Below are 23,002 nucleotides of genomic sequence, written 5' to 3' on the forward strand. Positions count from 1 at the left end.
GCGTAGGCGATTCATGTGGTGAGCACGTGGGGCCCGGTCAATGTGCAAAGCCTCCGCGGGCGATTGCCGGCGGAGGCTTTTGGAATCAGTGCCGATGTCGAGGAAGGCGTCAGCCCTTGGCAGGCGCCATCAGTGCGACCGGCCCGGGCTCGAGGATCTTGGGCGGCGACGATTGCGTGTCGACCGGTCTCACCTCGCTGTCGGTCATGCTCAAGAATTTGTCGAGCATGCTCTGGATCGAATTCTTGGCCGCGTCCGGACCGGTGTCGCGCATGTCGTTATGCTGGAATTCGGTCTTTACGACCTGAATGCCCGCCTTCTCGCATTCCTCGTCCGTGGGGATCACGCCCGCATCGGCCTTGAACTGCGGGTCGGTCGAGCGGAACGACAGGATCTTGAACTTGCCCGCGGTGACGAAGGGGACGCGCAGATTGTCGAGCGTGACGACCTTCTTGACCTCATCCGGATACTGCTTGGCGAAGTACATCGTGATGTCGCCGCCCATGGAATGACCGACCATGGTCACCTGGTCGTAGTCGGCGTTGGGCTGAACCTTCTTCATCTCCTGCATCGCGAGATGAATGTTGGCAACGCCGCGCAGGATCTGCGGCAGGCGGCCGACATAGAGCTCGCCCGGCTTGGTCACCATCGGAGGATCGGTCGGCAGGTCATGCTGCGGGCTCAGGACCATGTAGCCCCGCGCAGCGAAGATGTTGGCAAGGAAGCCGTACTCGGTGTTCTTGACGGTGTTGCCATGGTTGATCACGGCCACAGGCAGCGTGATCATGCCGGCATTGGCCTGCATTTCCTTGTCGCGACGCACGGCGACCTGAACGGGCACGGGACGATTGTCGCGCGAAGCGTCGTAGAAGGTGATGGTCTCGTGCTTGATCGCCCACTTGCTCGCCGTGAAATAGGCGATGCCGCAGAGGGCACTGACGGAAACCAGAACGGCAATTCCACGCTTCATTTTCGTCCTCAGCCGCAGGCTCTTGCGGCCTGATCCCTGTTGAAAATCGTGTTCTCCGGGGCTCTGTGTCCCCTTTCGCCTATTCCCTAATATATGTCACAGCAGCGTGACAGGAAGGCTAAATATTGTGACCTGGCAGCCCTTTCATTGTGCGCTGCACGCGTTTCGTGAGCACCCCGTTCTCAAAAGCTACGTCTGGGTGCAGGTCCCGATCTGACGCAACCGGCGTCGATCGGGTTCGATTTGCAGTAACCGTCGGATGAAAACGCGCCGGGCGCCGGCCGGGTTCCCGCGGCAAAACGGCCGCTCAGACTGCGCAGAAGTAGCAATATACCGCCGGCCTCAGGCGCCGAGGATGTCGTGGACTTCGAGCGGCTTGTCGACCTGATTGAACCACTCGGCGCGGTTGGCGGCGCGGCGGCGGCCGCGCTCGTCGAGCGGCAGCTTGAGTTGGCGGAGCAGGGTCGTCACCTCCTCCCGCGCGGTGAGATGGCCGAGATTGGGCCGCATGCCGAGCGTGGCCTCGTCGATCTCGTCGAGGGCGGTCAGGCCGCGCGGGAAGAATTCGCGATAGACGACGCGCTCGGCGAAGCCGTCGACGTAGCGGAAACCGAGCCGCAGCGACAAATCCTTCAGCCCCTCCGCGACCAGTTGCTTGTTGCGAGAGCCGAGCATGGACAGGCGATTGCGCACGACGATCCAGTCCGTGGTCGCGCCGTCGAGCTGACGGCGCTTGCGCCTAACGTCGCGCACCATCTCGGCGTAATGGCTCTCTCCGGTGACCGCGTAATTGGTGGGATCGACGGTGCCGAGCACGTCGAAGTCGAGGAAGCTGTCGTTGATCGGCGTCACCAGCGTGTCGGCCATCGAGTGGGCGAGCCGCATCAGGTAGCTGTCGGTGCCGGGCGTATCGATGACGATGAAGTCGAAGCTGCTCTCCACCGCCGAGACGGCCTCCATGAACTGCTGGAACTCGGAATTCTCGTTCTCGGCGATCTGCATGGTCTCGCCGAGCTTGATGCAGCGATGCACCGGGAGTTCGAGGTCGAGGTCGGTACGGCGCGCCCAGGCGGACCGGTTGCCGATGTAGCGGGTGAAGCTCTGCTGGCGGCAATCGAGGTCGATGGTGGCGACGCGCTGACCGGCCTTCAGGAGCGCAACCGCGATGTGCAGGGCGGTGGTCGATTTGCCGGAGCCGCCCTTCTCGTTACCGAGCACGACCACATGCGCCGAGCCCGATTGGCCTTGGCTAGCCTGCACAACCATAGTGATCCTCGACACCCCTAACGAATATCTTCGAGTTGACCGCGTCTGCGGTCAAGTGAAATGCGTGACAGGTCATGCAAATTGCAGAGCGCCGTTCCTCATGATGAATCGCGGCGCCAATATTCGTCTGTGGTCCAGCCCACAATGTCGCGACGATCAGCGCGGCCTTGCGCGGGATGCTGTGCCGCATCCGGATGCATGGCGTCTACGATCGCCGCTTGTTAAGGTTTACCGGTCTGCCCCGCGCCGCACCCGCACTGATCCCCAACCCCCGTCGAGTCCTGATGTCATCAAGTCCCTTGATCGCCCGCACGGTCCCCGCCTTGCGCCGCGCCGTCGACAATCTCCGCAAGCGAAAGGCCACGATCGCACTGGTCCCGACCATGGGGGCGCTCCATGACGGGCATGTGTCGCTGGTCCGCCTCGCCAAGCGGCGCGCGAGCCGCGTCGTGGTGTCGATCTTCGTCAACCCGACGCAGTTCGCCCCGACGGAGGACTTCGGCGCGTATCCGCGCACCTGGAAGTCCGACATCGCCAAGCTCGCGGCCGAGGACGTCGATGTGGTCTGGCATCCCGGCGTCGCCGCCATGTATCCGGAGGGCTTTGCTACCCGCATCGTGCCGGAAGGGCCGGCACTGGCTGGGCTCGAGGACCGCTTCCGGCCGCATTTCTTCGGCGGCGTCGCCACCGTCGTCGGCAAGCTGTTCACGCAATGCCGGCCAGATGTCGCGATCTTCGGCGAAAAGGATTTTCAGCAGCTGCGGGTGGTGACGCAGATGGCAGGCGATCTCGACCTCGGCGTCAAGGTGATCGGCTCCCGCACCGTGCGCGAGCGCGACGGACTCGCGATGTCCTCGCGCAACGTCTATCTCTCGCCCGAGGAGCGGCAGACCGCCCCCACCCTCTATCGCGCCATGAAGGAGAGCGCGCGGCGGATCAAGGCCGGCGATGCCATCGCGCCGGCGATGGCCGGCGGCGCGGAGATGATCAAGGCGGCCGGCTTCGCGCTCGATTATTTCGAGGTGCGCCATGCCGCAACGCTGGCACCGGTCACCTCGCGCAAGGACGGCCCGTTGCGGCTCCTGGTCGCGGCCAAGCTCGGCAGCACCCGGCTGATCGACAATATCGCCGTTTAGAGCAGGCCGAGATCACGCAGCTCGCGCCGCATCGGCTCCGGCATCGCAGCGATCGAGCCGGCGGCGGACTTGCCGAGATCGGCCGGCACGGAATCCTCGGTGAGATAGCGCCAGCCCTGGAATGGGCGCATCGGCCGCGGCGATACCGAGATCACCTTCGGCTGCATCACGATCCGGCAGCGCCCGATGCCGTCCTTGTCGCGGAACGGCTCGATGCCGATGATCTTCTCCCGCGCGGCGATCTCGCCCTTGATCACCCAATAGAGCGAGCCGCCCGCCAGGATCTCGGCGTCGCGCTTGGGCACCATGCGGGTGATGTGGATGTGACGTTGCGGCAGACCTTTCTTCTTGGCGGTCTGCATCCGTTCGGCGATCCACTCCTTCAATTCCTTGACGGAGTCGCAGCCGACGGCGAGCTTGATCAGATGTAGCGGCATGCCTCAGCATTAGCCGGGCAGAAGCGCATTTGGAATGCCGATCTATTCGTTATCCGCAGCTGCGGGAGCCGCCGTCGAGGCCGGCGGGGGCGCCAGCGGAACCGGTGCGGCGGCCGGTGCACGCGCGGCCTTCGGTGCCGGCGGCGGTCTCTTCGCGGCAGCCGGTGCCGCGGGAGCTGCGGCCTGCGCCGAGGTCGCTGCCGGTGCGCGCGGCGCGGGCGCTGCGGCCGCATTTGCCACGGGTGCCGCAGCGCGCGTCGTCGCCGTGGGCTCCGGATTCATGATGCTGACGGGCGGCGTCGACGAGGCGCTCGGGAACTCGGCATTGGTCGGCTTGCCCGTCGGCATCGACGGCGGCAATCCGGCCAGCGCGGCCGTGGCCGGCATTGCCAGCGCGTTTGCAGGCGCATTCCAGGTCGGCGCATAGCGCGCCACCAGCGTGTCGTAGAGATGGGATTCCATGTTGGCAGCGACCTGCTGCTGGTCGGTCAGCGAGCGGAAGGCGGCGCAGTCGAACTGCGTGCAGCCGTCGCGCGCGACCAGCACATGCGCGACGAGGCCGTAGCGGTCGCGCTCCAGCGATCTGCGCAGCGCCTTCATGTCGGTCGTCAGGCTCTTCTCGGCCGCGGCGACGTCGCCGAGCGCGGTCAGCCGGTCGATCCTCGCAGCGGTGTGGGAGACAGCCGCAGCCGCCATATCAGGCGCGCCGAACAGCGCCCGCTCGCAGCCAGCGGCGACGGTATCGCCGGCGAGATCGTCGAGACAGGACAGCGCAGGCAGGCTCGCCGTCACCGCAGCATGCGTCCGCAACTCGGCCGGCCCACCCTGCCCCTCCGATCCATAGAGGTGCATGGTGGTGGGCACCGTCATGGCGAGGGCCAGCAGCGTGACGACGGCAAGTGCTCCGTTGGCGAGCGATCTGTCTGCGCGCAGCATCGTGACCAGCAGTATCACCCCGAAGAATCCGGCGGCTGCCAGCGTCATCCAGATCAGGAAGGCCGGCGAGCGCCAGATTTGGTCGAGCGAAGTGGCCCATGCCCAGTTCATGCGCGACGTCCCCTCGCGAGCAAAGAGCGGATGGTCAAAGCGAGCACCGCGAGTTGGCAACTGCCCCCTGCCCACCTTGTGAAGATGAACCGGGCCTTTTTAGCGGCGAGAGGATACAATTTCCCAGGAGCGCCAGTGCGCTGATGGCGTCAATCCTCAGGAGAGCGCGAGCTGGCTTTCCTTGGCGACACGCTCGAAGGCTTCGGTCGAGCTCTTGATCCGGTATTGGCAATCGTCGCCTTCGGTCGGCAGCAGACGGATGACCTCATACGCGCCGCTGGCGGCGGGACGCGCGACGTTGCTGGCCGTGAACAATACGCGCGTTCCCACGGGGAATTTGTGCTTCAACACCCTCTCCATTACTCAAACAACGCCTGCCTCGCCCAGTGTCCCTCTGCGAAGGCCGGCCGGAAACCCAGCCGGTATATAGCATGCGGCCCGCCGTTTTGGCCAGCGCCATACCCGCATGGCAAATGCGTAATTTTTGCAGTCTTTTCAGACTGATAGCAACGGAGCGGGCGGGCCGATGATACCGCCGGAGCGCCCGGTCCGGCGGGCATGTCGCACCTGGATGTCGCAGCCTAGGGAATCGATGGCTGAGCCGGTCCGCAGCTTGTCAGGCGGCACGCGGATCGGCCTCCCCAAGGAACTGGCAATCAGGCGTCCTCGAACTTGGCGATGCGAAGCGTTTCGGCGAGCCCGTCCCGGGTCCATTCCTGGAACGCCGGCAGCGCCAGCATCGTCTCCATATAGGCTTTGGTCTCGGGCGTGACCTCGATCGCGTAGGTGCGGAAGCGGTGCACGACGGGTGCGTACATCGCATCCGCCGCACCGAAGCGGCCGAACAGGAACGGCCCGTTCGTCCCGTAGCGCGTGCGGCATTCGCGCCAGATCTCCTGCACGCGCGCGATATTGGCCTTGGCATCCGCCGACAGCGTCACGGGCCGCACCGAGCGGTGCAGGTTCATGCCGCATTCGTTGCGCAAGGCCATGAAGCCGGAATGCATTTCCGCGCACACCGACCGGGCGTGGGCGCGCGCGGCAACGTCGTCGGGCCAGAGCTTCTTCTCCGGATAGCGCTCGGCGATGTATTCGATGATGGCGAGCGAATCCCACACCGTGATGTCGCCGTCGACCAGCACCGGCACCTTGCCGGCGCGGCTGAAGGACAGGATCTGCTCCTTGTCGGCGGGATTGTCCGTGTAGAGCGGGATGACGGTCTCCACGAACGGGATGTCGTTGGCACGCAGCGCGAGCCAGGGCCGCATCGACCATGACGAGTAATTCTTGTTGCCGATCGCGAGTTTCAGTGCAGCCATGTCAGCAGTCCTTCCCGAGGCGTCCTGGAGGGAGCCGCTTTTAGCGCCATCGCCTGCCCTCAATCAATCGTTGCTGCGTCTTGCCCTGCGTGGCAATCGTTGCGGCCCCGCAAGGAGACGGACATGAGCAGGCACTGGGTCGACATCACCGCCGTCGGCTTCTTCATCGTCGAATGGCTGGTCTATGCGCTGACGCTGGAGCATTCGGCCTATGGACGCGACAGCCTGTCCGCGCGCATGAACCGCTATCGGGAGGTCTGGGTGCGCCGCCTGCTCGACCGCGATACCCGCATGGTCGACATGCAGATCATGGCCTCGCTCCAGAACGGCACGGCCTTCTTCGCCTCCACCAGCCTGTTCGCACTCGGCGGCGCACTGGCGCTGCTGCACGCAACCAACGATGCGATCACGATCCTGAGCAAGCTGCCGGTCGATCTCAGCACCTCGCCGGCGATGTGGGAGCTGAAATGCGTCGGCCTCGTGCTGATCTGCGTCTATGCCTTCTTCAAATTCGCCTGGGCCTACCGCCTGTTCAACTACGTCGCGATCTTGTTCGGCGGCATGCCGCCTGCCGACCAGCGCGACACGCCCGAGGCTGAAGCCCATGTCGTCCGCACCTCGCGCCTGTTCGAATCCGCCGGCCGCCACTTCAACCGCGGCCAACGCGCTTTCTTCTTCGCGCTCGGATATCTCGGCTGGTTCGTCAGCCCCTGGGTGCTGTTCGTGACGACGGCCGCCGTGGTGGTCGTGACCTGGCGCAGGCAGTTCGCGTCGAGCGCGTGGGCCGCGATGGCGCCGGAGGTGGCGAATGGCGGGGAGACGAGGCGCGGTCATTGAGGCATTCCTGTTCCGGACAAGCTGCAGCGCGTGAAGCGTTGCGGCGCAGCGCCGGAACCCAGGGCCACACGGGAAGACGCGGAGAGATGGGTCCCGGCTCTGCAGCGCATCGTCGAAGGGACGCTGCGCTGCGTCCGGGGCACGGGAGCGGGGTGTGGCGCGACTCTCTCCGCATTGTCATTGCGAGGAACCCTTGCGACGAAGCAATCCAGAATCTCTCTGCGGAAAGACTTTGGATTGCTCAGTCGCTTCACGCCTTGCAATGAAGGAGTATGGAGCGATAGCTGGCTTCCCAACCGCCGCTGTCATTCCCCGCGTAGGCGGGGAATCCAGTACGCCGCGGCGTCTCGGCTCAATCACTGCTGTCTCGGAGTACTGGATCGTCCGGTCAAGCCGGACGATGACACCCAGTGCGGGACACGCCGTCGCAGCCTCGCGGCGCTTTTCGCCCGAGCTTTGCTTGATCCCTCATATCCAAGAGGGTGCAGGGAAGGCGGGGTGCCGGCGGCACCCGCGGTCCGCTGCGCAAAGGCACACACATACGTCAATTCCGAATTTCGGTAAAGTGGAATATCCTTCCGAATCTGGGGTGGCAGAGATCGACACACGCTACCCACCGAAATCCCGTGGGCTGAACGGCAGATCCAACACCTTCCATTCTCCGTATTTGTCGGCCGGCAGCATCTTGTAGGGCTGGCAGTTCTGAAGCGCGCTCATGGCGGACTTGACGATGGCCACGCCCTTCGCGGAAGGCGGAGCCGCCATCAGGATCGGCTCGCGCAACAGCGTGCCGTCGGTGGCGAAGACCGCGCGCAGCTTGATGTTGACGTTGTCGGTCGGATCGACCCCGGCCGGTAGCTTGGCGCAGCTTCTCAGATGACGGCGCAGCGCGGCGATGACCTCCGGGGGAAGCTTGGCGGCGATCGAATCCTTGGCGTCGCCGCCGTCGTCCTTGGAGGCGTCTTTCGGCAGCTCCGTCGGCAATTCGGGCGGTAGGCCGAGCATGACACCGTATTTGACGGTGACATCCGGCTGCGGCGTCTGGTAGGCCGGCGGCGGCACGGTCGTGGGCTGCTGCATCGCCTGTGAAGGCAGCGGCTGCATCGGTGGCGGCTGCACCGGTTGCGGCATCGGTTGAGGCTGGGCCTGCGGAAGCTGTTGCGGCTGCGCCTTGGCCTCGCTCGGCTGCGGCGGCGCAGGCTGCGGCGGTGTCCGTTGCTCCGCAGAACGTTGCTGCTCAGAAGGTTGCGGCTCAGAAGGTTGCGGCTCGGGCGAAGCCTGCGGCGATGGCGCGGCCTGCTGCTTGGACGCTGCTTCGGACTTGTCGGTGGAATCGAGCTTCGGCAGCTTCAGGTCGGGCGGCGGCTCCGGCTGCTTCTCCTTTGCCGCTTCCTGCTCCTTGATCTCCTCCTTGACCTGTTCGGGCGTGACGATGTCGACGGCCACGGTCTCGGTCGGCGCGGCATGAAACGGATGGACCTCGCTGATCACGATGATCAGCGCCACCAGCGTCAGATGCGCGATTGCGGACGCCGCAATGTCCGCCCGTATGATCTTCCGCAGTTCCATCGACTGATCTTGGGTTGCCGCCGCGGTCCTAGCATACCCCAGGCTCCCCTCAATCCCATTTCGGCGCGAAGCCGAAATCGGTCAGGCGGCCTTGCGGATTGGCGAGCGCGGCGATCCGGCCCATCTCGTCGTCGGACAGCTCGAAATCGAAGATTTCGATGTTTTCCGACAGGCGTTCGACGCGGGAGGTGCGCGGGATCGCAGCGACATTCTGCTGCACCAGCCAGCGCAGGCACACCTGTGCCGGCGATTTACGATGGGTGCGGCCGATCTCCATGAGCGTCCGGTCGCTCTTGATGCGCCCCTTGGCGATGGGACTGTAGGCGACGAGGGCAAGGCCGTGCCGATCGCAGGCCGCCCTCACCTTCGCCTGGTCCAGGTAAGGATGATATTCGACTTGGTTGCAGACGAGTGGCTCGGGTGACGACGCCACCGCCTGCTCGATCAGCGCCACCGTGAAATTGGAGACGCCGATGTGCCGGGTCAGGCCCATCGTCTTCGCATGCGACAGCGCGCCGAGCGTCTCCGCCAGCGGCACGTGCGAATTAGGCCAGTGCAGCAGCAACAGGTCGACGTTGGGAAGCCGCATGCGGGCGAGGCTCTCCTTGACCGAACGCTCGAGGTCATGAGGCGCGAAATGGTTGGTCCAGACTTTCGTGGTCAGGAAGATGTCGTCGCGGCGCACGCCCGAGGCCCGCAAGCCATCGCCGACCTCGCGCTCGTTCTCATAGGCCTGCGCGGTGTCGATGTGGCGATAGCCGAGCCGCAGCGCCTGCTCGACCACGCGGGCGGCAAGCCTTCCACTCAGCTCCCAGCTCCCCAGCCCGATCGCCGGAATCCTTGCACCATTGGCCTCGACGAACAGCATGAGGAATCCTCACTGTTGCGGCAGCCCCGAGATCATCCAGGCGACATTATGGACCCGGCCCACGACGCTGCCAACGGATGCGCCGCAGCCGGAGCCGGATTTCGGTACAAGACTGACGGCAAGCCTAACGAGAGGTTCGCGTCAGACCTTGGCGAGCGCCTGGAACACCGTATCGGGCGCATGCGCGATCACGGCGAGCAGCGCGCGGGCCGGTCCCCGCGGGGCGCGCTTGCCCTGCTCCCAGTTGCGGATGGTCTCGACGGGGACGCCGAGCTTTGCGGCGAACTCCATCTGGGTGAGGCAGGCGCGCCGGCGCAAATCGCGCACCGCGAGCGAGCTCGCAACCGCCGGCGCGGCATCGGCCGCGGGCTGGACCGGAAACTCCTGCCCGTCCCGCAATTCAACGATCCGTCCGTCCGCCTTCAGCCGCAACCGCATGCCCATTCCCCCAAGCACGGGGATGATGCGGCAGGTCGCTTAAGTTCGGATTAAAGATAGCTGGCCGCACATGTGGTCTCGTGCCCCGGACGCGGCGTGGCAGGGAGAGAGTGAAGCTGTCCCCGCTGCCGCCCCCGTCATTGCGAGGAGCCCTTGCGACGAAGCAATCCAGAATGCCACCGCAGTGACAGCCTGGATTGCTTCGCTGCGCTCGCAATGACGAGGAGAGAGGGTGCGTGCGCCTCCCCCTACTTCAATCCGAACCAGAGCGTCGCGATGCCGAGGAAGGAGAAGAAGCCGACGACGTCGGTCACGGTGGTGACGAAGGTGCCGGACGCTACCGCAGGATCCGCCCTGACGCGGTCGAGCGCCATCGGGATCAGGATGCCGCCGAGCGCGCCGGCGACGAGGTTGCAGATGATGGCAAGCCCGATGACGATGCCGAGGCCCGGGATCTTGAACCAGGCCACCGCGGCGATGCCGGTGATCACGGCAAAGGCGAGTCCGTTGACGAGGCCGACCAGCGCCTCGCGCATCACCACGCGCCAGGCGTTGAAGGAGCCGAGCTCGCGGGTCGCCAGCGCCCGCACCGCGACGGTCATGGTCTGGGTGGCGGCATTGCCGCCCTGGCTCGCCACGATCGGCGCCAGCACGGCGAGCGCCACCATCTTCTCGAGCTGCCCCTCGAACAGGCCGAGCACGGAGGATGCGAGGAAGGCGGTGGCGAGATTGACCAGCAGCCAGTTGAAGCGGCCGCGCGCGATGGTGAGAAACGTGTCCGAGAGCTCTTCGTCGCTGGTGACGCCGCCGAGCGCCTTGAGGTCCTCGTCGGCCTCCTCCTCGATGACGTCGACGACGTCGTCGACGGTGATGACGCCGACCAGGCGGTCCTGGGTGTCGAGCACGGGCGCGGCGACGAGATTGTACTTGCCGAACATGCGCGCCACCTCCTCCTGGTCCTCCAGGACGGAGACGCGGCGGCGATCCTCGTCGGTGAGCTCGGTGAGCGGCACCGGGCGGCGGGCGCGCAAGAGCACGTCGAGCGGCACCGCCCCCTGCCAGTGCTGGTCCTTGTCGACGACGTAGATCTCGTAGAAGCGGTCGGGCAGATCCGGCGTCTCGCGCATATAGTCGATCGCCTGGCCTACGGTGAACTCCTGGGGCACGGCGATGAACTCGGTCTGCATCCGGCGGCCGGCGGAGTTCTCCGGATAGAGCAGACTGCGCTCGAGCGCGACGCGCTCCTTCAGCGGCAGCTTCTCGAGGATTTCCTCCTGGTCCTCGGCGTCGAGGGTTTCCAGGAGCTCGACCGCGTCGTCGGATTCGAGCTCGCGGACACCTTCCGCGACCGTCTCCGGCGGCAGCTCCTCGAGGATCTCCTCGCGCACGGCCTCGTCGACCTCGTTCAGCGCGGAGAAGTCGAAGTCTCGCCCGGTCAGTTCGACCAGACGGACGCGGTCGTCGGGCTCCAATGCGCCGATGAGGTCGCCGAGGTCGGCCTCGTGCAGCTCCGCGACGATCGCGCGCAGCTGCGCCGAGTCAGCGGCCTCGATCGCACGCGCGATTTCCTCAACGAATTCGTGCCTGATGTCGCCGTCCTCGTTGCGCATCGGCACGTGGTCGAGTACCGAATCCGCGGCGGATGGGGCAACGTCCATATGTTCATTCATGGCGCGCCTCGCCGTTTGGCAGGTTGGATCAGATGGTCTGGCTGACGGTCAGCCAATACCCACAAGCGAACTGCGAGCGCAATGACAAAGATGGTTTGGCCGGAATGGACCTCGATGGCGCTGGGCGCGTTGCTGGCCGGCCTCATCGGTGCGAGCCCGCTTCAAGCTGCCGAGTGCCCGCGCAAGGACGCGCTCGGCACCTCGCGGGTGCTGAGCGTCGATGCGAAGACCACGCCGCGCGTGGGCCTGAAGAGCTTTCCGCAGACGCTGCCGCTCGCCGATCGCGAGGTCGTGCTGACCTTCGACGACGGGCCGAACCCGCCGACGACATCGAGGGTGCTGGCGGCGCTGGCGCAGGAATGCGTGCGCGCGACCTTCTTCCTGATCGGCCTGCACGCCTCCCAGCATCCAGACATGGTCAAGCGCATCGCCCGCGAGGGCCACACCATCGGCCATCACACCTTCTCGCATCCGTTCATGGCGCGGATCCCGCTCGACAAGGCGAAGAGCGAGATCGACCGCGGCATGGCGGCCGACGAGATGGCACTGAAGGGCGCTTCGACGACGACGCCCTCGACGCCGTTCTTCCGCTTCCCCTATTTCGAATCGACGCCGGCGCTGCTCGACCTGCTCCAGAGCCGCGGCATCGTCGTGTTCGGGGCGGACCTGTGGGCCAGCGACTGGACCGAGATCACGCCGGAGCAGGAATTGAAGCTCGTTACCGAGCGCCTGGCCGCCGCGGGCAAAGGCATCATCCTCTTCCACGACCCCAAGGCGCGCACGGCCGCGATCATGCCAGCGTTCCTGCAATATCTGAGGGAAAACGGCTATCGGGTGGTTCACATCGTGCCGGCGGGCACAGCACAGAAGACTACCGACGCGCGCTGATGCCGGAATGTCACGCCGTCGCAAATTGGGGTGATTTGGGACCAATTAACACTCTGTTCATGCTACCCCGGCCAAATGGAGGGGGACTTTGTGACGGAAAGGATGCTTGGCGCCTGAACCGTTTCCTGATGTCTCCGACCTACTTAGGCGGCAATCGCATATGGGGGCAGACGAAGGTTCATGATCGGAAGTGGCGTTGTTTTGCGGACGCGATCGTGGACCGCCCTTGGCCAATCCCTTGGCCTATCCCTTGGCCTCTTGTTGGCATTGCTGACCACCGCTTCGCCGGCGGCGCTCGCGGCCGACTGTCCGGGTCGCCCGGATGCGCTCGGCACGTCCCGGACCCTCGTGGTCGATCCGCGCGAGCATCCGCTGATCGGCACCATGCAGTACCGCGAGACGCTGCCGCTGAAGGACCATGAAGTGGTCCTGACCTTCGATGACGGTCCGATACCGAAATATTCCAACCAGGTGCTCCAGATCCTCGCGGACGAGTGCATCAAGGCGACCTTCTTCATCGTCGGCAACCAGGCCAAGGCCAATCCGGAAGGCGTGCGCAAACTGGTCGCGGCAGGCCACACCGTCGGCACGCACAGCATGGACCATCCGCTGACATTCGACCGGATGCCGGTCGAGAAGGCTGAAGCCGAGATCAATGGCGGCATCGAATGGACCAAGGCCGCGATGACCGATCCGTCCAAGCTGGCGCCCTTTTTCCGCATTCCCGGCCTGATGCGTGCCGAAGGCGTCGAGAACCTGCTGATCTCCCGCGGCATCCAGGTCTGGAGCGCCGATTTCCCGGCCGACGATTGGCGCCCCGTCTCGTCCGACCGCGTCTATCAGCTCGCGATCCAGCGGCTGGAGGCCAAGGGCAAGGGCATCCTGCTGCTGCACGACATCCAGGCCCGCACGGTGGCGGCGCTGCCGAAGATCATCCGCGACCTCAAGGCGAAGGGCTATCGCATCGTGCACGTGGTGCCGGCGACCGCCGACCGGCCGGCGACGCCGACCACGCCGGTGGAATGGCTGCTGCATCCACCGACCGAGACGACACCGATCGCGCGCTGGCCGCGCGTGCCGAACTTCGTGTTCGCACAGATCAAGACCCTGCCGGCGCCCCTGCTCGCCGATCTCAATGCGCAGGCTGAGCATCAGCCGCTGCTGCCGCGCCGGACCAAGGGTCAGGTAGACGTCGCATCCGTCCTGCCCGTGCCCGGCCGCGATCTGTTCGCGATCCCGGAAGGCTCGGTCGAGGTGCTGCTGTCGACGACATTGTCGCGGCGCGCCGCGACGCGGCTTGCGATGGCGGCGGAAAAGCCTCGTCCCGCCAAGGACAAAGTGGCAAAGGGCAAGACAGCCAGGTTGCAGGTCAAGCTGCAGGGCCACCGGACGGCGCATGCCGCGCACGGGACACCGAAGCACTCCGCCCAGGCCGACAGCCCAGCGCCGACGAGCACTCCGCCCAAGACCGCAGCGCCGCGTCCGACCCGCGTTGCCAGCCTGAAGAAGCGCGCGTGAGTCCTACTGCCGCATGATGGCGGCAACGCAGAGCAGCACGATCAGGGCCAGGAAGAACAGGTCCATATAGGACTTGAGCTCGCCGTCGCGCCGCAGCCGCGCAACGTCGGCGACGACCTGCTTGCGCGCCGTGGTTCCGCCCGAACCGTCGTTGATCGGGGCCTGAAGGCGGCGCGTCTCGGCCTCCAGCTTCTCGATCTTCTGGAAGAAGTAGAACGCGCGCAGCGTCGAGGCCGCCCGCATGGCGGCATAGACCAGCACCAGGATCGCGAGGATCGCGCGGTTCGGATACTTCTCCATGAAGTTCAGGCTGAAATAGACCACCGCCATGAACGCGAAATTGGTGAGGAAGCGGTAGACGAAGCTGAGAAAAACCATGTTGGCTCGAGTCTTGAGAAGTGACGCAACGGAAGCGTTGCGCGTACGGGATCAGGGGCCCAGACCGGAACAGCCGGCCGGGATGCCGTGCGGGCCCGTCTACGCCTAGTTTGTTTCAACAAAGATACGATCGCGCCGCAACTCGCCGCCTTTTAGCCACACGCGGCCATAATGCAAGCCGACGGCACGCGGCCCCGCCCTCTCCGCGCCGGTAGCCCGCAACGGGTCAATGGCGATTTGGCTGAAGTCGCGATAGACTATCGACCGTCGCCACATGTGGGGTCTGCCGATGCCGAAGAAGGGAATCACGGGCCACGACGAATGGGTGCTGACCGAGGCCCGCGCGACCGCGCTGGTCGCGCTGGAGCAGCTCGCGCCGAAGCACCAGCCGAATGCGCATATGGACGACATCCGCAAGCTGCTCTCGAACGGCAAGGAGCCGGCCGCCGTCAGCCTGCACCTCGCCCAGGCCAAGTGCCGCCTGTTTCCCGACCTCGATCCATTGGAGATCTACCGGGAGTACGGCATCGGCGAGGAATATGGCTGATCGGCTCAGGGGCCGCCCGCGACCGATCCCGCGATCACCATGACCAGCGCGCCGAGATCGACCTTGCCGTTGACGGTCAGCTCCTCCGAGCCCTGCGCATCCTCGGCGCCTTGAATCTTCAGCGCTTGCGGCCGGTCGGCGGCCTGCCGTTTCAGTTCGTCGATGACGGCTTGCTTGAGCTTTTCTTCCAGCATGGGCTGTTCCTTCGCGCACCCTGCCCAGTCAAGACCAAGGCGCGCCCTTCGTTCCCGTCAGGCAAAGCGCTGCGGCAGGCTGTTGTGGATGGTGCAGGCGGAAATCGCGGCGTGGCCGAAGGCGACCGAGATCTGGTGCAGATCGGTGACGACGTCGCCGATACCGTAGAGACCGTCGATCGAGGTGCGCTGATGGTCGTCGACCTTCAAATGGCCATCTGCAGTGTGGTCCGCCCCCAGCGCCATCGCGAGCTGCGAGCGGACCTCCGCACCCATCGCTGGATAGACGATGTCGAACTGCGCCGTGCGTCCGTCGGCGAAGACGGTTTCGACGCCGCCGTCTCGTCGCATCAGGTGCAGGTCGGGCGCGAACACGATGCCCACACCCGCGTCAGTCAGCTCCGACGTTACGCCCTTCGCGTCGTCCGGCCCGATTGCGAGCAGCGTCACGTCTTGCGAGTAGCCGCGCAGGAACAGCGCCTTGCCGGCAGCACGATCGAGCGGGCCGACGACGCCGATACGGCGGCCGCGCGCCTCGAAGGCGTCGCAGATCGGACAGTAGCGCAGCAGCCCGTCCGCGACCGCCGCGCGCCATTCGGCGAAGGGCGGATGGGTGTCGACGATGCCGCAGGCGAGAACGACGGTGGCGGCGTCGTGCAAGCCGCCGTCCCATGTCGCTCGAAAGCCGCGCTCGTGCCGCTGCAGAGCGGTGACCTCCGACGTCACGCGCGTGACGGCGAGCTCCTCCAGTTGCGCCGACATGCGGTCGATCAACTCGACGCCGGACAGGCCATGGACAAAGCCCGGGACATTGTGACTGCGCGGGATCAGCGCCGCCCTGCTCGCACCGGCGTCCACGACACAGACGCTGCGGCGGAATCGCGCGAGATAAATTGCCGCCATCAGCCCGGCCGGGCCGCCCCCGACGATCAGGCAATCGAGCGGGGGCGCGCTGGTCATTTCGGGTTTGGATCCAAAAGGCGGGCGCCGGGGTCTTCGAGCCGCCCGCTCCGCGCCAGCCGAACCGCGTTGCCGAGCGCGCGCGCTGCATTCTGCACCTCCTGCTGGAATTCGCGGTCGTCATCGAGCGCGCGATGCGAGGTCGCATAGGGCTCCATATAACCGAGGTAGCCGTCGTGCTCGGCGTAGCGCCCCGCCGAGATCAACTGCATATCGGTGAGCCAGTCGGACAAGGCGCGGCGCACGCCCTCGGCGCCGACCGCATCGCCGTGGACGACGATGCCGAAATGCCGGCCGGCGAGATGGCGCGGATAGGACCAGCCCTTCAGCTCCATCGCCTTGGCCTCGGCAGCCTTCTTGCCGTGGGTCGAGGTCGGATCGGGATTGCCGCCGTCGGCGCAGACCATGCGGTCCATCATCGCCTTGAGGCCCGAGGGCACGTGATACCAGTTCACGGGGGTCACGATCAGGATGCCGTGCGCTGCGACCCAGAGCGGGTAGATCTCGTTCATCCAGTCGCCGGTCTGTCCCAGCGAATAGTTCGGGTAGCAGCTGCACGGCCAGTGGCACAGCGGCATCGCGGTGCCGACGCAGGATTTGCAAGGGTGGATGTTCTTGCCGAACTCCGAGGCGAGCCGCGACAGATCGAGGAGGTCGACGGCAAATCCCATCTCGACGAACACAGGCTCGGCCAGCTTGACCAGCCGCCAGGTCTTGGACATCTCGCCGGGACAGGTGTGCTCGCTGCGGGCGGAGCCGTTGATGATGAGAATGCGCGGGGTCTCGTCCGCATCGTCGTGCCGCCGCTGCGCTTCCAGGATTTTTGCGCGCGCATCGAGCCAATCGATGGCGATGTCATAATCGGGATCGGAGAAGCCCGTGCCTGCTTTCCGTGTCTTCGGCGCCTTTCGGGAATGGCTGTAAGCATCCCAGGCGGCGCTGACGATGGCATCGAGTTCGCCTTGCAAGAGCGCAAAGGCGGGATCGACGAACTGGCCCCTGTAACGCCGCTCGAATTCCTCGCGCGACAGCTTGACGGGCGGCATCCCCTTGCGAACGTCGGCTTCCGTCATGCAGGCTCCTGGCGAAGTCGGTATCCGACCAACCCGGGGCGCTGCGCGCGGTTCCCGACGCCTATTGCCGAACGACCTCCTGCGGCGCATCGAAGCGCGCGATGCGCTGGTCGAGCCGCCACAGCTCGATGCGGTGAACGAGGACGAGCGCGGCAGCCTCCCGCTTGGCCTGCTCGTCATTGTCGCAGACGAGATTGATGCATCCGAACACATGCCCGTCCGGATCGATCTGGAACGCGCGGTAGTGCTTGATGCTCCCCACTGTCAGTCTCCTCGCCTCGGGTAGACGGGCGCACTCAGCCAGTCCGTCAGGTTCGACGTCACCTCATTCTGCTTGGCACGTTGCAAGAGCATCTCGCGTTCCTTGCCAGGCGGCAGAGCGAGCGCGCGCTCGCGGGCCTTCTCGGCAAATGTCGCGAGCCGCTCCTGGAGAGATTGGGTCTGTTTCCTGCGGTTACGTTTGGCGGTCATCTGGACTTTCACGGTGCATTCGGGATTGATGAGGCTGGCCCCCGGCGGGAGGTTGGGCACCGGGGCCCAAGTCGCTTTAGTGTCGCTTAGTCGAGGTGCATGTCAGACAAGCTGCTGCCTGACGGGACGGCCCGGTTCGGCAGCGTTCGTAGCTTCCGCCGCAACTTCGGGTTCCATCATTTCAATAAGTTAACGCCGCGTGATTTTGCATCCGCACAGGCCGCACCTGCCGCGCGAACTGCGCCGGAACCGAAATGCTGATTCGTATGTTCAAGAACGACTTGCGATTTGAAGGAGGATCATCATGGCGAAAGCAGCATGGAAGCGGCCGGGCTCACCGATCGGCCGCAAGGGACCACGCAAGGCCAACCCCGCATACAAGCGCCACGCGCGGCAACCCTGGACCCCTGCGGATGTCAGCAAGCTCAAGCAGCTCGCGAAAGGCAACACGCCGACCGGCGTGATGAGCATCAAGCTTCAACGCCCGGTCGCGGCCATTCGTAGCAAGGCGCAACGTGAGGGAATTTCGCTGCGGCCGGCCAACCGTTCGCCCTACAACCGCCGAACCAAAACGGCGAAGCGGCGTTGATACCCTGCACCGCCGGGTGACAACCGGACACAACGGGGACGATGGACGTGGCGCTCATTTTTCCGGTTTCTGCCCACGACATCAGCGCATCGGTACGCGCCGACATCTAACCCGTTCCCGGCGCGTGCAGCCTGACGTGCCGCACGCCAACTCGTCGCCGGTCCTAGTCCGGCGGCTGCAAGCCTGGCGACCGTAGCCACTCACTCATCTGAGATCCCGTTTCGGCCTGACGCGCCTTGCGCAACAATTCGTCACGCGCGACGCCGGGCGGGAGCAATTTGGCCTGTTCGCGCAGCCGCTCGGCTTCAGCAGCCAGCCGAGCTTCCAGCGGATCCGTTTGCTTCACTCGACGCCGAGTCAACATGGGCGTTCTCCCTCGCCAGAGCGCTCCGTTAAGCTCTTTACCAATCGAAGTCACCGCGCCAGCGATGCTCCTATAACGTTCCGAAAGCGGAACGGTTGCGCAGCAAGAGAGGAGTTGCGGTGATTGCTGGCGGGCTCGCGGCATAACATGAGTTAAGTTAGTCATTGGCACATTCTGCTAATGTGGGAACGCCGAGCTCCCCATCCGGGTTGGCGCAAATGGACGATTATCGCCGACTCCAGAAAAGCTGCCAACAGCAAGCCGCTCTCAGCTCCTCGGTTGCGACGCGAACGGCGCTGATCGAGATGGCGGAGGAGTATCGCAAACGAGCCGACTATGAGGAGCTTCAAGCGCCAGGATCCACTAAGCCTGGGCGCGACCAAAACTCCCAGCAGTGACGATTTCCAATGGCCAAGCAGCTGCGAGCGGCCTATCGTCCGGTCATCACCGGCTGAGGCTTTGCCGTAGGCGCTGGTGGCTGAGAGACCGCTTGCGCTCCCGCCTGCAGACCAGGGAGCGCGGTCATGCCGAAACTGGCCCAATGTTCATTGTCGTCGTACGCCCAGCAAGTTGACTACGCGCGCAGGGTGATCCGTGAAGCGCGGGAGTTGCTCGCGGCGTCCCAGGTGGACACGTTTCTCGGCCGACAAAGCTATGAGCCTTTTGCCAGGGCGATGCTTGATCCCGCCGATGGCGAAGGCGACACAACAGTATACGATCGCTGAGCGACTGCTCGCACGGGTCGCTATGAGCTGATTGGCTTTTTCCAGTCCGGTTTTTGTCAACCAAGTCGGTAGAGCTGCAGATAGCTCGGAGAGAACAGGGCCGCGTCCCTAAGGCCGTCGAGATCGTTAATGATCAGCGTACGATCGCGCAACACGATCAAGCCGGACGCTCTCAGCTCCTGCACGGTGCGGTTGAGATGGACCACCGACAAGCCGGTGGCATCAGCCATGTCCATCTGCGTGATGGGCATGTTACAAGAACGACCATCGGTCATCCCGACGGGGCGAAGTCGCTCGAAAATTTCACAAAACAGATGCGCAACGCGCTCCAACGCCACGCGGCGGCCAAGATTGATCGCCCACTCTCGCTGGATCGCGTTGTTGACGAGCGTCTCGCACCAAAATGCCTCCGCAAGCGCACGATCCTCCCACGTCAGACGCTCGAACCGCGCACGCGTGATCTCGGCGTAAACCGCGGGCGTCAGCGTGGCGATGGAATGGTCCATCACCGAAAGCAGGAAGGCGTGAGCGTCACAGGTTTCGCCAGGAAAGATGAAATTGACGATCTGGCGCCGGCCGTCTTCCAGCGTCTTGTAGCGGCAGAGCCAGCCCGACAGCACCACGCGGACGCTGTTGACGGGATCGCCCTCCGAGATCAGGTCTTCACCCGGCCCAGCGCGCTGGAGACCCTCGACCATCGCATATTCGAGCAACCCACGCGCTTCCGCCGACAACGGCCTCAGCACATTCAACCGGCGGAAGACCGGCTCTACCAGACTGCGATCGGACGTCGACAACGGCATCAGTCGGCCACTATCGGTGTATGGAACGTGCGCTTACTCAAGGGAAGCGTGATCGTGCATTGAAGCCCAGCCGGTTGGAATGCCAGCCTCGTCTGCCCCTTGAACTCGAACGCTAATGTACGCTCCAGGAGTTCCGTGCCAAAGCCCTTTCGCGAGGGCGGCTCGACCTTTGGCCCACCGCGCTCTCGCCATTCGAACACCAGCTCCGCAATGCCTGTGCTTTCGACCAGGCGCCAGGCGACTTCAATCTGTCCGCTCGGCTGGCTAAAAGCGCCATATTTGAGCGCATTGGTCGCCAGTTCGTGGATCGCAAGCGCAAACGTCTCGGCCGCTTTAGGTTGGAAGCGCACCGTCGGCCCGGAAACCCGCATCTGCTCGCCTTCACGAGCGTTGTAGGCGAGCAGTTCCTCGACCACAAGATATTCGAGGTCAACGCCGCCTTCAGGGTCGCGCGTCACCAGTCCCTGAGTGCGGGCGAATGCGTTCAAACGGCCGTCAAGATGAGAGGCGTATTCCTCAACAGTGACGGCAGTTTCTGCGGAACGACGGGCGATCGACCGCACAACGCCAAGCGTGTTGCGGACGCGATGCTGGAGCTCGGCCAGCAGCAAGCGCTGCCGCTCCTCCGCGCGAGTGATCACGGTGACATCGAGGAACGTGAGGACGACGCCAGCGATGACATCGTCAATATCGCGATAGGGGAGGATGCGCACAATGTAGCGTGCACCACTGTCCGACGCGCTCAACTCGCGCTCGGCACTGGAGAGCGTACCCTGCACGCGGCGGATGTCGGCGTAAAGCTCCTCGATCGGGATCTTCGCCTTGATCTGCTCGATTGGCCGACCCGTGTCTGTTTCTCCAAGAGGGAGGATTTGCGCGATCGCGGGCGTGAAATTCATCACACGCAGATCGTTGTCGAGGAAGACAATGCCGATCTGCGTGCTCTCGAGCAAATTTTTGAGAACGCTGGTGGCGCGCGTCAACTCTTGGACGCGTTGCGACAGCTGGCTGGAGACCATCGTCAGTTCGTCATTGACCCGCTCCAACTCGTCGGGCGAAGTCTTGAACTCCTCGTTGGCCAACAGCAACTCCTCACTTCATAGAGACTGGGGATGCCCATTTTGAGGCTTTCAAATGCTCTTGAGCGCTTCAATGGGAGCCTGAAAACGCTGGCCGGCCGAGGGCATCTGCCTCCTGCCATAGCAGAAATCGACACCATTCCAACAGATCAGCAGTCACGACCAGCCGCGCTCTCGTGGAACCAAGCTTCGACTCCTTGGTTTCATCGCGAGCGGCCCCCTATCGTCCTTGCGGTCCGGAATACCGCCGGAGAGTCCATGTCCAGTTCGTTCCCGCCGTCTCGTCACCCCGCGCCGCTGGCGGGTTGCCGCGTCCTCGTAGTCGAGGACGAGTATTTTCTCGCCGAGGATATCGGCAAGGCGCTGCGAACGCTCGGCGCGGAAATCGCGGGTCCGGTCGGTCATATCGAGGATGCGGTAGAAGTGCTGCACAATGGCGGTATTCTCGACGGTGCGGTGCTCGACGTAAATATTCGGGCTGAGCCAATTTTCCCGATCGCTCGCGAGCTTAGGGCGCGCCACGTGCCCTTTGTGTTCACCACTGGCTACGACAGGATCAGCATCGAGGCGGAGTTCCGAGACGTGCCGCTGTGGGAGAAGCCGATCGACATCGTGGCAATGGCGCAAAGCCTGGCGAGCCTTGTCGGCGGCCGACCGGCATGATGCCCCGCAGCGATTGGGACGGGTAATCTGCGCGGCTTGCAGCTCAACCCCGATCAAAACAGATGCGCGAATGCGAGCCAGGCGGTTACCGCCAGGCAAAGGATAACCGCGGCGTAAGGTAGCGCGATGCGCAAGACGGCAGCCTCCCCGCATCATGTCATCATCATCCAGACGATCGCCACCATCATCACGAGAAAACCCGTAATGGCGGTCGCGATAAAGGCCTGTTGGAAGCGATCCATCGCCACCGCAGCCCCTTCCATCTCAGCCCGTACAATTTGACGGTTTAGGGGCCGCGGCGCATTAGGCTATGTGAATCGGCGTCAGCCTTCGTCTGTTTGCTGCCGCTGGACTGCTCGCCCGAGCACAAGGAGATCGCCTTTAGGTTCTCGCCGTGCCCGGTTCGGCCTTCTTGCGATGCTGCTTGGCCAGCATCTCGTTCGGCGTGACGTTCGCGACCGTGGTCTGGATCTTGTTCTTCAACCCGGTGACGATGTCGGCCTCCCCCCGCATCATGGCATCGAAGCCGGCCTTGGCGACGTCATACGCGCCGTCCTTCGGCTCGGTGCCGACCTTGGTGTCCATCATGTCGGCGCGGCGGAAGAATTCGGTCTCGGTGGCGCCCGGCATCAGGCAGGTGACGGTGACGCCGCTGTCGCGCAGCTCCTCGCGCAGCGCGAAGGAGAATGAATCCAGGAACGCTTTGGAAGCGTTGTAGACCGCCTGAAAACTGCCCGGGGTGAAGCCGGCGATCGAGCCCGTGATCAGGATGCGACCCGCATTGCGGCGGAGCATCTCGTTGCCGGCGCGGTGGATCAGATAAAGCGTGCCGGTGATGTTGGTGTCGACGAGGTGCTTGATGCGCTGGAAATCCTGATCGAGGAAGGCCTTGCCGAGGCCGATGCCGGCATTGGCGAGCAGCGCGGCGACCGGCCGGTCACCGACCGCAGCACAGAGCTTGTCAACGCCCTCGGTGGTGGCCAGATCCGCCTCGACCGGCTCCACACTGACGCCGATCCGGCGCAGATCGACGGCCACTCTCTCGATCTGAGGCTCGTCGGCCGCGATGACGAGATTGAAACCTGCCTGGGCGCAGCACCTGGCGAGTTCCAGGCCGATACCGGTGGAGGCCCCGGTGACGACGGCGAGTTGATTGGTGGCCATGGCTGTATCCTCGCGATTGAGTTGATGAC

The 23,002-nt window shown here is 64.6% G+C and carries 27 protein-coding genes and 1 pseudogene; 8 read left to right on the plus strand and 20 right to left on the minus strand.

The window, feature by feature from the left end:
- Window positions 1-109: 109 nt before the first annotated feature.
- Together LPJ38_RS27760 and LPJ38_RS27765 are read right to left on the minus strand one after the other, a co-directional pair.
- On the minus strand, window positions 110-970 hold the full coding sequence (locus tag LPJ38_RS27760) for an alpha/beta fold hydrolase (RefSeq protein WP_145629924.1): 861 nt from the start codon (window positions 968-970) through the stop codon (window positions 110-112).
- A gap of 342 nt (window positions 971-1,312) precedes the next feature.
- Window positions 1,313-2,236 (minus strand): division plane positioning ATPase MipZ, encoded by a 924-nt coding sequence (locus LPJ38_RS27765; protein WP_145629923.1) that lies wholly within the window; start codon window positions 2,234-2,236, stop codon window positions 1,313-1,315.
- Between the two features lie 284 nt (window positions 2,237-2,520).
- On the opposite strand from LPJ38_RS27765, the gene panC reads away from it, so the two are divergent.
- Window positions 2,521-3,372: a pantoate--beta-alanine ligase gene (panC, locus tag LPJ38_RS27770; protein ID WP_145629922.1), complete on the plus strand. Its 852-nt coding sequence runs from the start codon at window positions 2,521-2,523 to the stop codon at window positions 3,370-3,372.
- On the opposite strand, the gene LPJ38_RS27775 is transcribed toward panC, so the two are convergent.
- The 4 genes from LPJ38_RS27775 to LPJ38_RS27790 all read right to left on the minus strand — a co-directional run bounded on the left by LPJ38_RS27775 (window position 3,369) and on the right by LPJ38_RS27790 (window position 6,175).
- The gene (locus LPJ38_RS27775; RefSeq protein WP_145629921.1) at window positions 3,369-3,809 is read right to left on the minus strand and encodes a DUF1489 family protein; all 441 of its coding nucleotides are present in this window, start codon (window positions 3,807-3,809) and stop codon (window positions 3,369-3,371) included. The two genes, panC and LPJ38_RS27775, sit on opposite strands and share 4 nt — an antisense overlap.
- Window positions 3,810-3,851: 42 nt before the next feature.
- Window positions 3,852-4,856 carry a hypothetical protein gene (locus LPJ38_RS27780; protein ID WP_145629920.1) on the minus strand — a complete coding sequence of 335 codons (1,005 nt, stop codon included), beginning with the start codon at window positions 4,854-4,856 and terminating at the stop codon, window positions 3,852-3,854.
- 156 nt (window positions 4,857-5,012) lie between these two features.
- Window positions 5,013-5,216 carry a hypothetical protein gene (locus LPJ38_RS27785; protein ID WP_085969273.1) on the minus strand — a complete coding sequence of 68 codons (204 nt, stop codon included), beginning with the start codon at window positions 5,214-5,216 and terminating at the stop codon, window positions 5,013-5,015.
- A 296-nt stretch (window positions 5,217-5,512) separates the two neighbouring features.
- Window positions 5,513-6,175, minus strand: coding sequence for a glutathione S-transferase family protein (locus LPJ38_RS27790; protein ID WP_145629919.1), 663 nt, complete (start codon window positions 6,173-6,175; stop codon window positions 5,513-5,515).
- Between the two features lie 123 nt (window positions 6,176-6,298).
- Here LPJ38_RS27790 and LPJ38_RS27795 point away from each other — a divergent pair, with 123 nt between their 5' ends.
- Window positions 6,299-7,012 carry a DUF599 domain-containing protein gene (locus LPJ38_RS27795; RefSeq protein WP_145629918.1) on the plus strand — a complete coding sequence of 238 codons (714 nt, stop codon included), beginning with the start codon at window positions 6,299-6,301 and terminating at the stop codon, window positions 7,010-7,012.
- 609 nt (window positions 7,013-7,621) lie between these two features.
- Here the strand turns inward: LPJ38_RS27795 and LPJ38_RS27800 are convergent.
- The 4 genes from LPJ38_RS27800 to mgtE all read right to left on the minus strand — a co-directional run bounded on the left by LPJ38_RS27800 (window position 7,622) and on the right by mgtE (window position 11,557).
- A complete protein-coding gene (locus LPJ38_RS27800; RefSeq protein WP_145629916.1) occupies window positions 7,622-8,581 on the minus strand; it encodes a hypothetical protein in 960 nt (319 codons plus the stop codon).
- A gap of 49 nt (window positions 8,582-8,630) precedes the next feature.
- A complete protein-coding gene (locus tag LPJ38_RS27805; protein WP_145629915.1) occupies window positions 8,631-9,449 on the minus strand; it encodes an aldo/keto reductase in 819 nt (272 codons plus the stop codon).
- A 141-nt stretch (window positions 9,450-9,590) separates the two neighbouring features.
- On the minus strand, window positions 9,591-9,893 hold the full coding sequence (locus LPJ38_RS27810) for a helix-turn-helix domain-containing protein (protein ID WP_008548733.1): 303 nt from the start codon (window positions 9,891-9,893) through the stop codon (window positions 9,591-9,593).
- 242 nt (window positions 9,894-10,135) lie between these two features.
- Window positions 10,136-11,557, minus strand: a complete 1,422-nt coding sequence (gene mgtE, locus LPJ38_RS27815) for a magnesium transporter (protein WP_145629914.1) — start codon at window positions 11,555-11,557, stop codon at window positions 10,136-10,138.
- Between the two features lie 114 nt (window positions 11,558-11,671).
- Here mgtE and LPJ38_RS27820 point away from each other — a divergent pair, with 114 nt between their 5' ends.
- Window positions 11,672-12,445 carry a polysaccharide deacetylase family protein gene (locus LPJ38_RS27820; RefSeq protein WP_167520319.1) on the plus strand — a complete coding sequence of 258 codons (774 nt, stop codon included), beginning with the start codon at window positions 11,672-11,674 and terminating at the stop codon, window positions 12,443-12,445.
- A 180-nt stretch (window positions 12,446-12,625) separates the two neighbouring features.
- A complete protein-coding gene (locus LPJ38_RS27825; protein WP_145629912.1) occupies window positions 12,626-13,963 on the plus strand; it encodes a polysaccharide deacetylase family protein in 1,338 nt (445 codons plus the stop codon).
- 3 nt (window positions 13,964-13,966) lie between these two features.
- Here the strand turns inward: LPJ38_RS27825 and LPJ38_RS27830 are convergent, their stop codons facing one another.
- Window positions 13,967-14,341, minus strand: a complete 375-nt coding sequence (locus tag LPJ38_RS27830) for a hypothetical protein (RefSeq protein ID WP_145629911.1) — start codon at window positions 14,339-14,341, stop codon at window positions 13,967-13,969.
- A 289-nt stretch (window positions 14,342-14,630) separates the two neighbouring features.
- On the opposite strand from LPJ38_RS27830, the gene LPJ38_RS27835 reads away from it, so the two are divergent.
- Complete coding sequence (locus LPJ38_RS27835; protein WP_208750493.1) at window positions 14,631-14,888, plus strand: hypothetical protein; 258 nt, start codon at window positions 14,631-14,633, stop codon at window positions 14,886-14,888.
- Window positions 14,889-14,893: 5 nt separating this feature from the next.
- Here the strand turns inward: LPJ38_RS27835 and LPJ38_RS27840 are convergent, their stop codons facing one another.
- The 5 genes from LPJ38_RS27840 to LPJ38_RS27860 form a co-directional block, all read right to left on the minus strand.
- On the minus strand, window positions 14,894-15,082 hold the full coding sequence (locus tag LPJ38_RS27840) for a hypothetical protein (RefSeq protein ID WP_145629910.1): 189 nt from the start codon (window positions 15,080-15,082) through the stop codon (window positions 14,894-14,896).
- 57 nt (window positions 15,083-15,139) lie between these two features.
- Window positions 15,140-16,042: an NAD(P)/FAD-dependent oxidoreductase gene (locus tag LPJ38_RS27845; protein ID WP_145629909.1), complete on the minus strand. Its 903-nt coding sequence runs from the start codon at window positions 16,040-16,042 to the stop codon at window positions 15,140-15,142.
- A complete protein-coding gene (locus LPJ38_RS27850; protein ID WP_145629908.1) occupies window positions 16,039-17,115 on the minus strand; it encodes a flavodoxin family protein in 1,077 nt (358 codons plus the stop codon). The genes LPJ38_RS27845 and LPJ38_RS27850 overlap by 4 nt, the downstream gene beginning before the upstream one ends.
- A 61-nt stretch (window positions 17,116-17,176) precedes the next feature.
- On the minus strand, window positions 17,177-17,377 hold the full coding sequence (locus LPJ38_RS27855) for a hypothetical protein (protein WP_145629907.1): 201 nt from the start codon (window positions 17,375-17,377) through the stop codon (window positions 17,177-17,179).
- A 2-nt stretch (window positions 17,378-17,379) separates the two neighbouring features.
- On the minus strand, window positions 17,380-17,586 hold the full coding sequence (locus LPJ38_RS27860; RefSeq protein WP_145629906.1) for a hypothetical protein: 207 nt from the start codon (window positions 17,584-17,586) through the stop codon (window positions 17,380-17,382).
- A gap of 304 nt (window positions 17,587-17,890) precedes the next feature.
- On the opposite strand from LPJ38_RS27860, the gene LPJ38_RS27865 reads away from it, so the two are divergent.
- Window positions 17,891-18,175 (plus strand): hypothetical protein, encoded by a 285-nt coding sequence (locus tag LPJ38_RS27865; protein ID WP_145629905.1) that lies wholly within the window; start codon window positions 17,891-17,893, stop codon window positions 18,173-18,175.
- A gap of 163 nt (window positions 18,176-18,338) precedes the next feature.
- On the opposite strand, the gene LPJ38_RS27870 is transcribed toward LPJ38_RS27865, so the two are convergent.
- Window positions 18,339-18,539: a hypothetical protein gene (locus LPJ38_RS27870; protein WP_145629904.1), complete on the minus strand. Its 201-nt coding sequence runs from the start codon at window positions 18,537-18,539 to the stop codon at window positions 18,339-18,341.
- 524 nt (window positions 18,540-19,063) lie between these two features.
- Between LPJ38_RS27870 and LPJ38_RS27875 the strand changes: the two genes are divergently transcribed.
- Window positions 19,064-19,264 carry a hypothetical protein gene (locus LPJ38_RS27875; RefSeq protein WP_145629903.1) on the plus strand — a complete coding sequence of 67 codons (201 nt, stop codon included), beginning with the start codon at window positions 19,064-19,066 and terminating at the stop codon, window positions 19,262-19,264.
- A 56-nt stretch (window positions 19,265-19,320) separates the two neighbouring features.
- Here the strand turns inward: LPJ38_RS27875 and LPJ38_RS27880 are convergent, their stop codons facing one another.
- Window positions 19,321-20,067, minus strand: coding sequence for a Crp/Fnr family transcriptional regulator (locus LPJ38_RS27880; RefSeq protein WP_145629902.1), 747 nt, complete (start codon window positions 20,065-20,067; stop codon window positions 19,321-19,323).
- Window positions 20,067-21,164: pseudogene (locus LPJ38_RS27885) on the minus strand (sensor histidine kinase); the annotation flags it as partial. The pseudogene LPJ38_RS27885 and the gene LPJ38_RS27880, both read right to left, overlap by 1 nt.
- A 240-nt stretch (window positions 21,165-21,404) precedes the next feature.
- Here LPJ38_RS27885 and LPJ38_RS27890 point away from each other — a divergent pair.
- Complete coding sequence (locus LPJ38_RS27890; protein WP_145629901.1) at window positions 21,405-21,809, plus strand: response regulator; 405 nt, start codon at window positions 21,405-21,407, stop codon at window positions 21,807-21,809.
- A 381-nt stretch (window positions 21,810-22,190) separates the two neighbouring features.
- Here the strand turns inward: LPJ38_RS27890 and LPJ38_RS27895 are convergent, their stop codons facing one another.
- Window positions 22,191-22,973 (minus strand): SDR family NAD(P)-dependent oxidoreductase, encoded by a 783-nt coding sequence (locus LPJ38_RS27895; RefSeq protein WP_145629900.1) that lies wholly within the window; start codon window positions 22,971-22,973, stop codon window positions 22,191-22,193.
- Window positions 22,974-23,002: the final 29 nt, after the last annotated feature.

Source organism: Bradyrhizobium daqingense, assembly GCF_021044685.1.
Taxonomy (GTDB): Bacteria; Pseudomonadota; Alphaproteobacteria; order Rhizobiales; family Xanthobacteraceae; genus Bradyrhizobium; species Bradyrhizobium daqingense.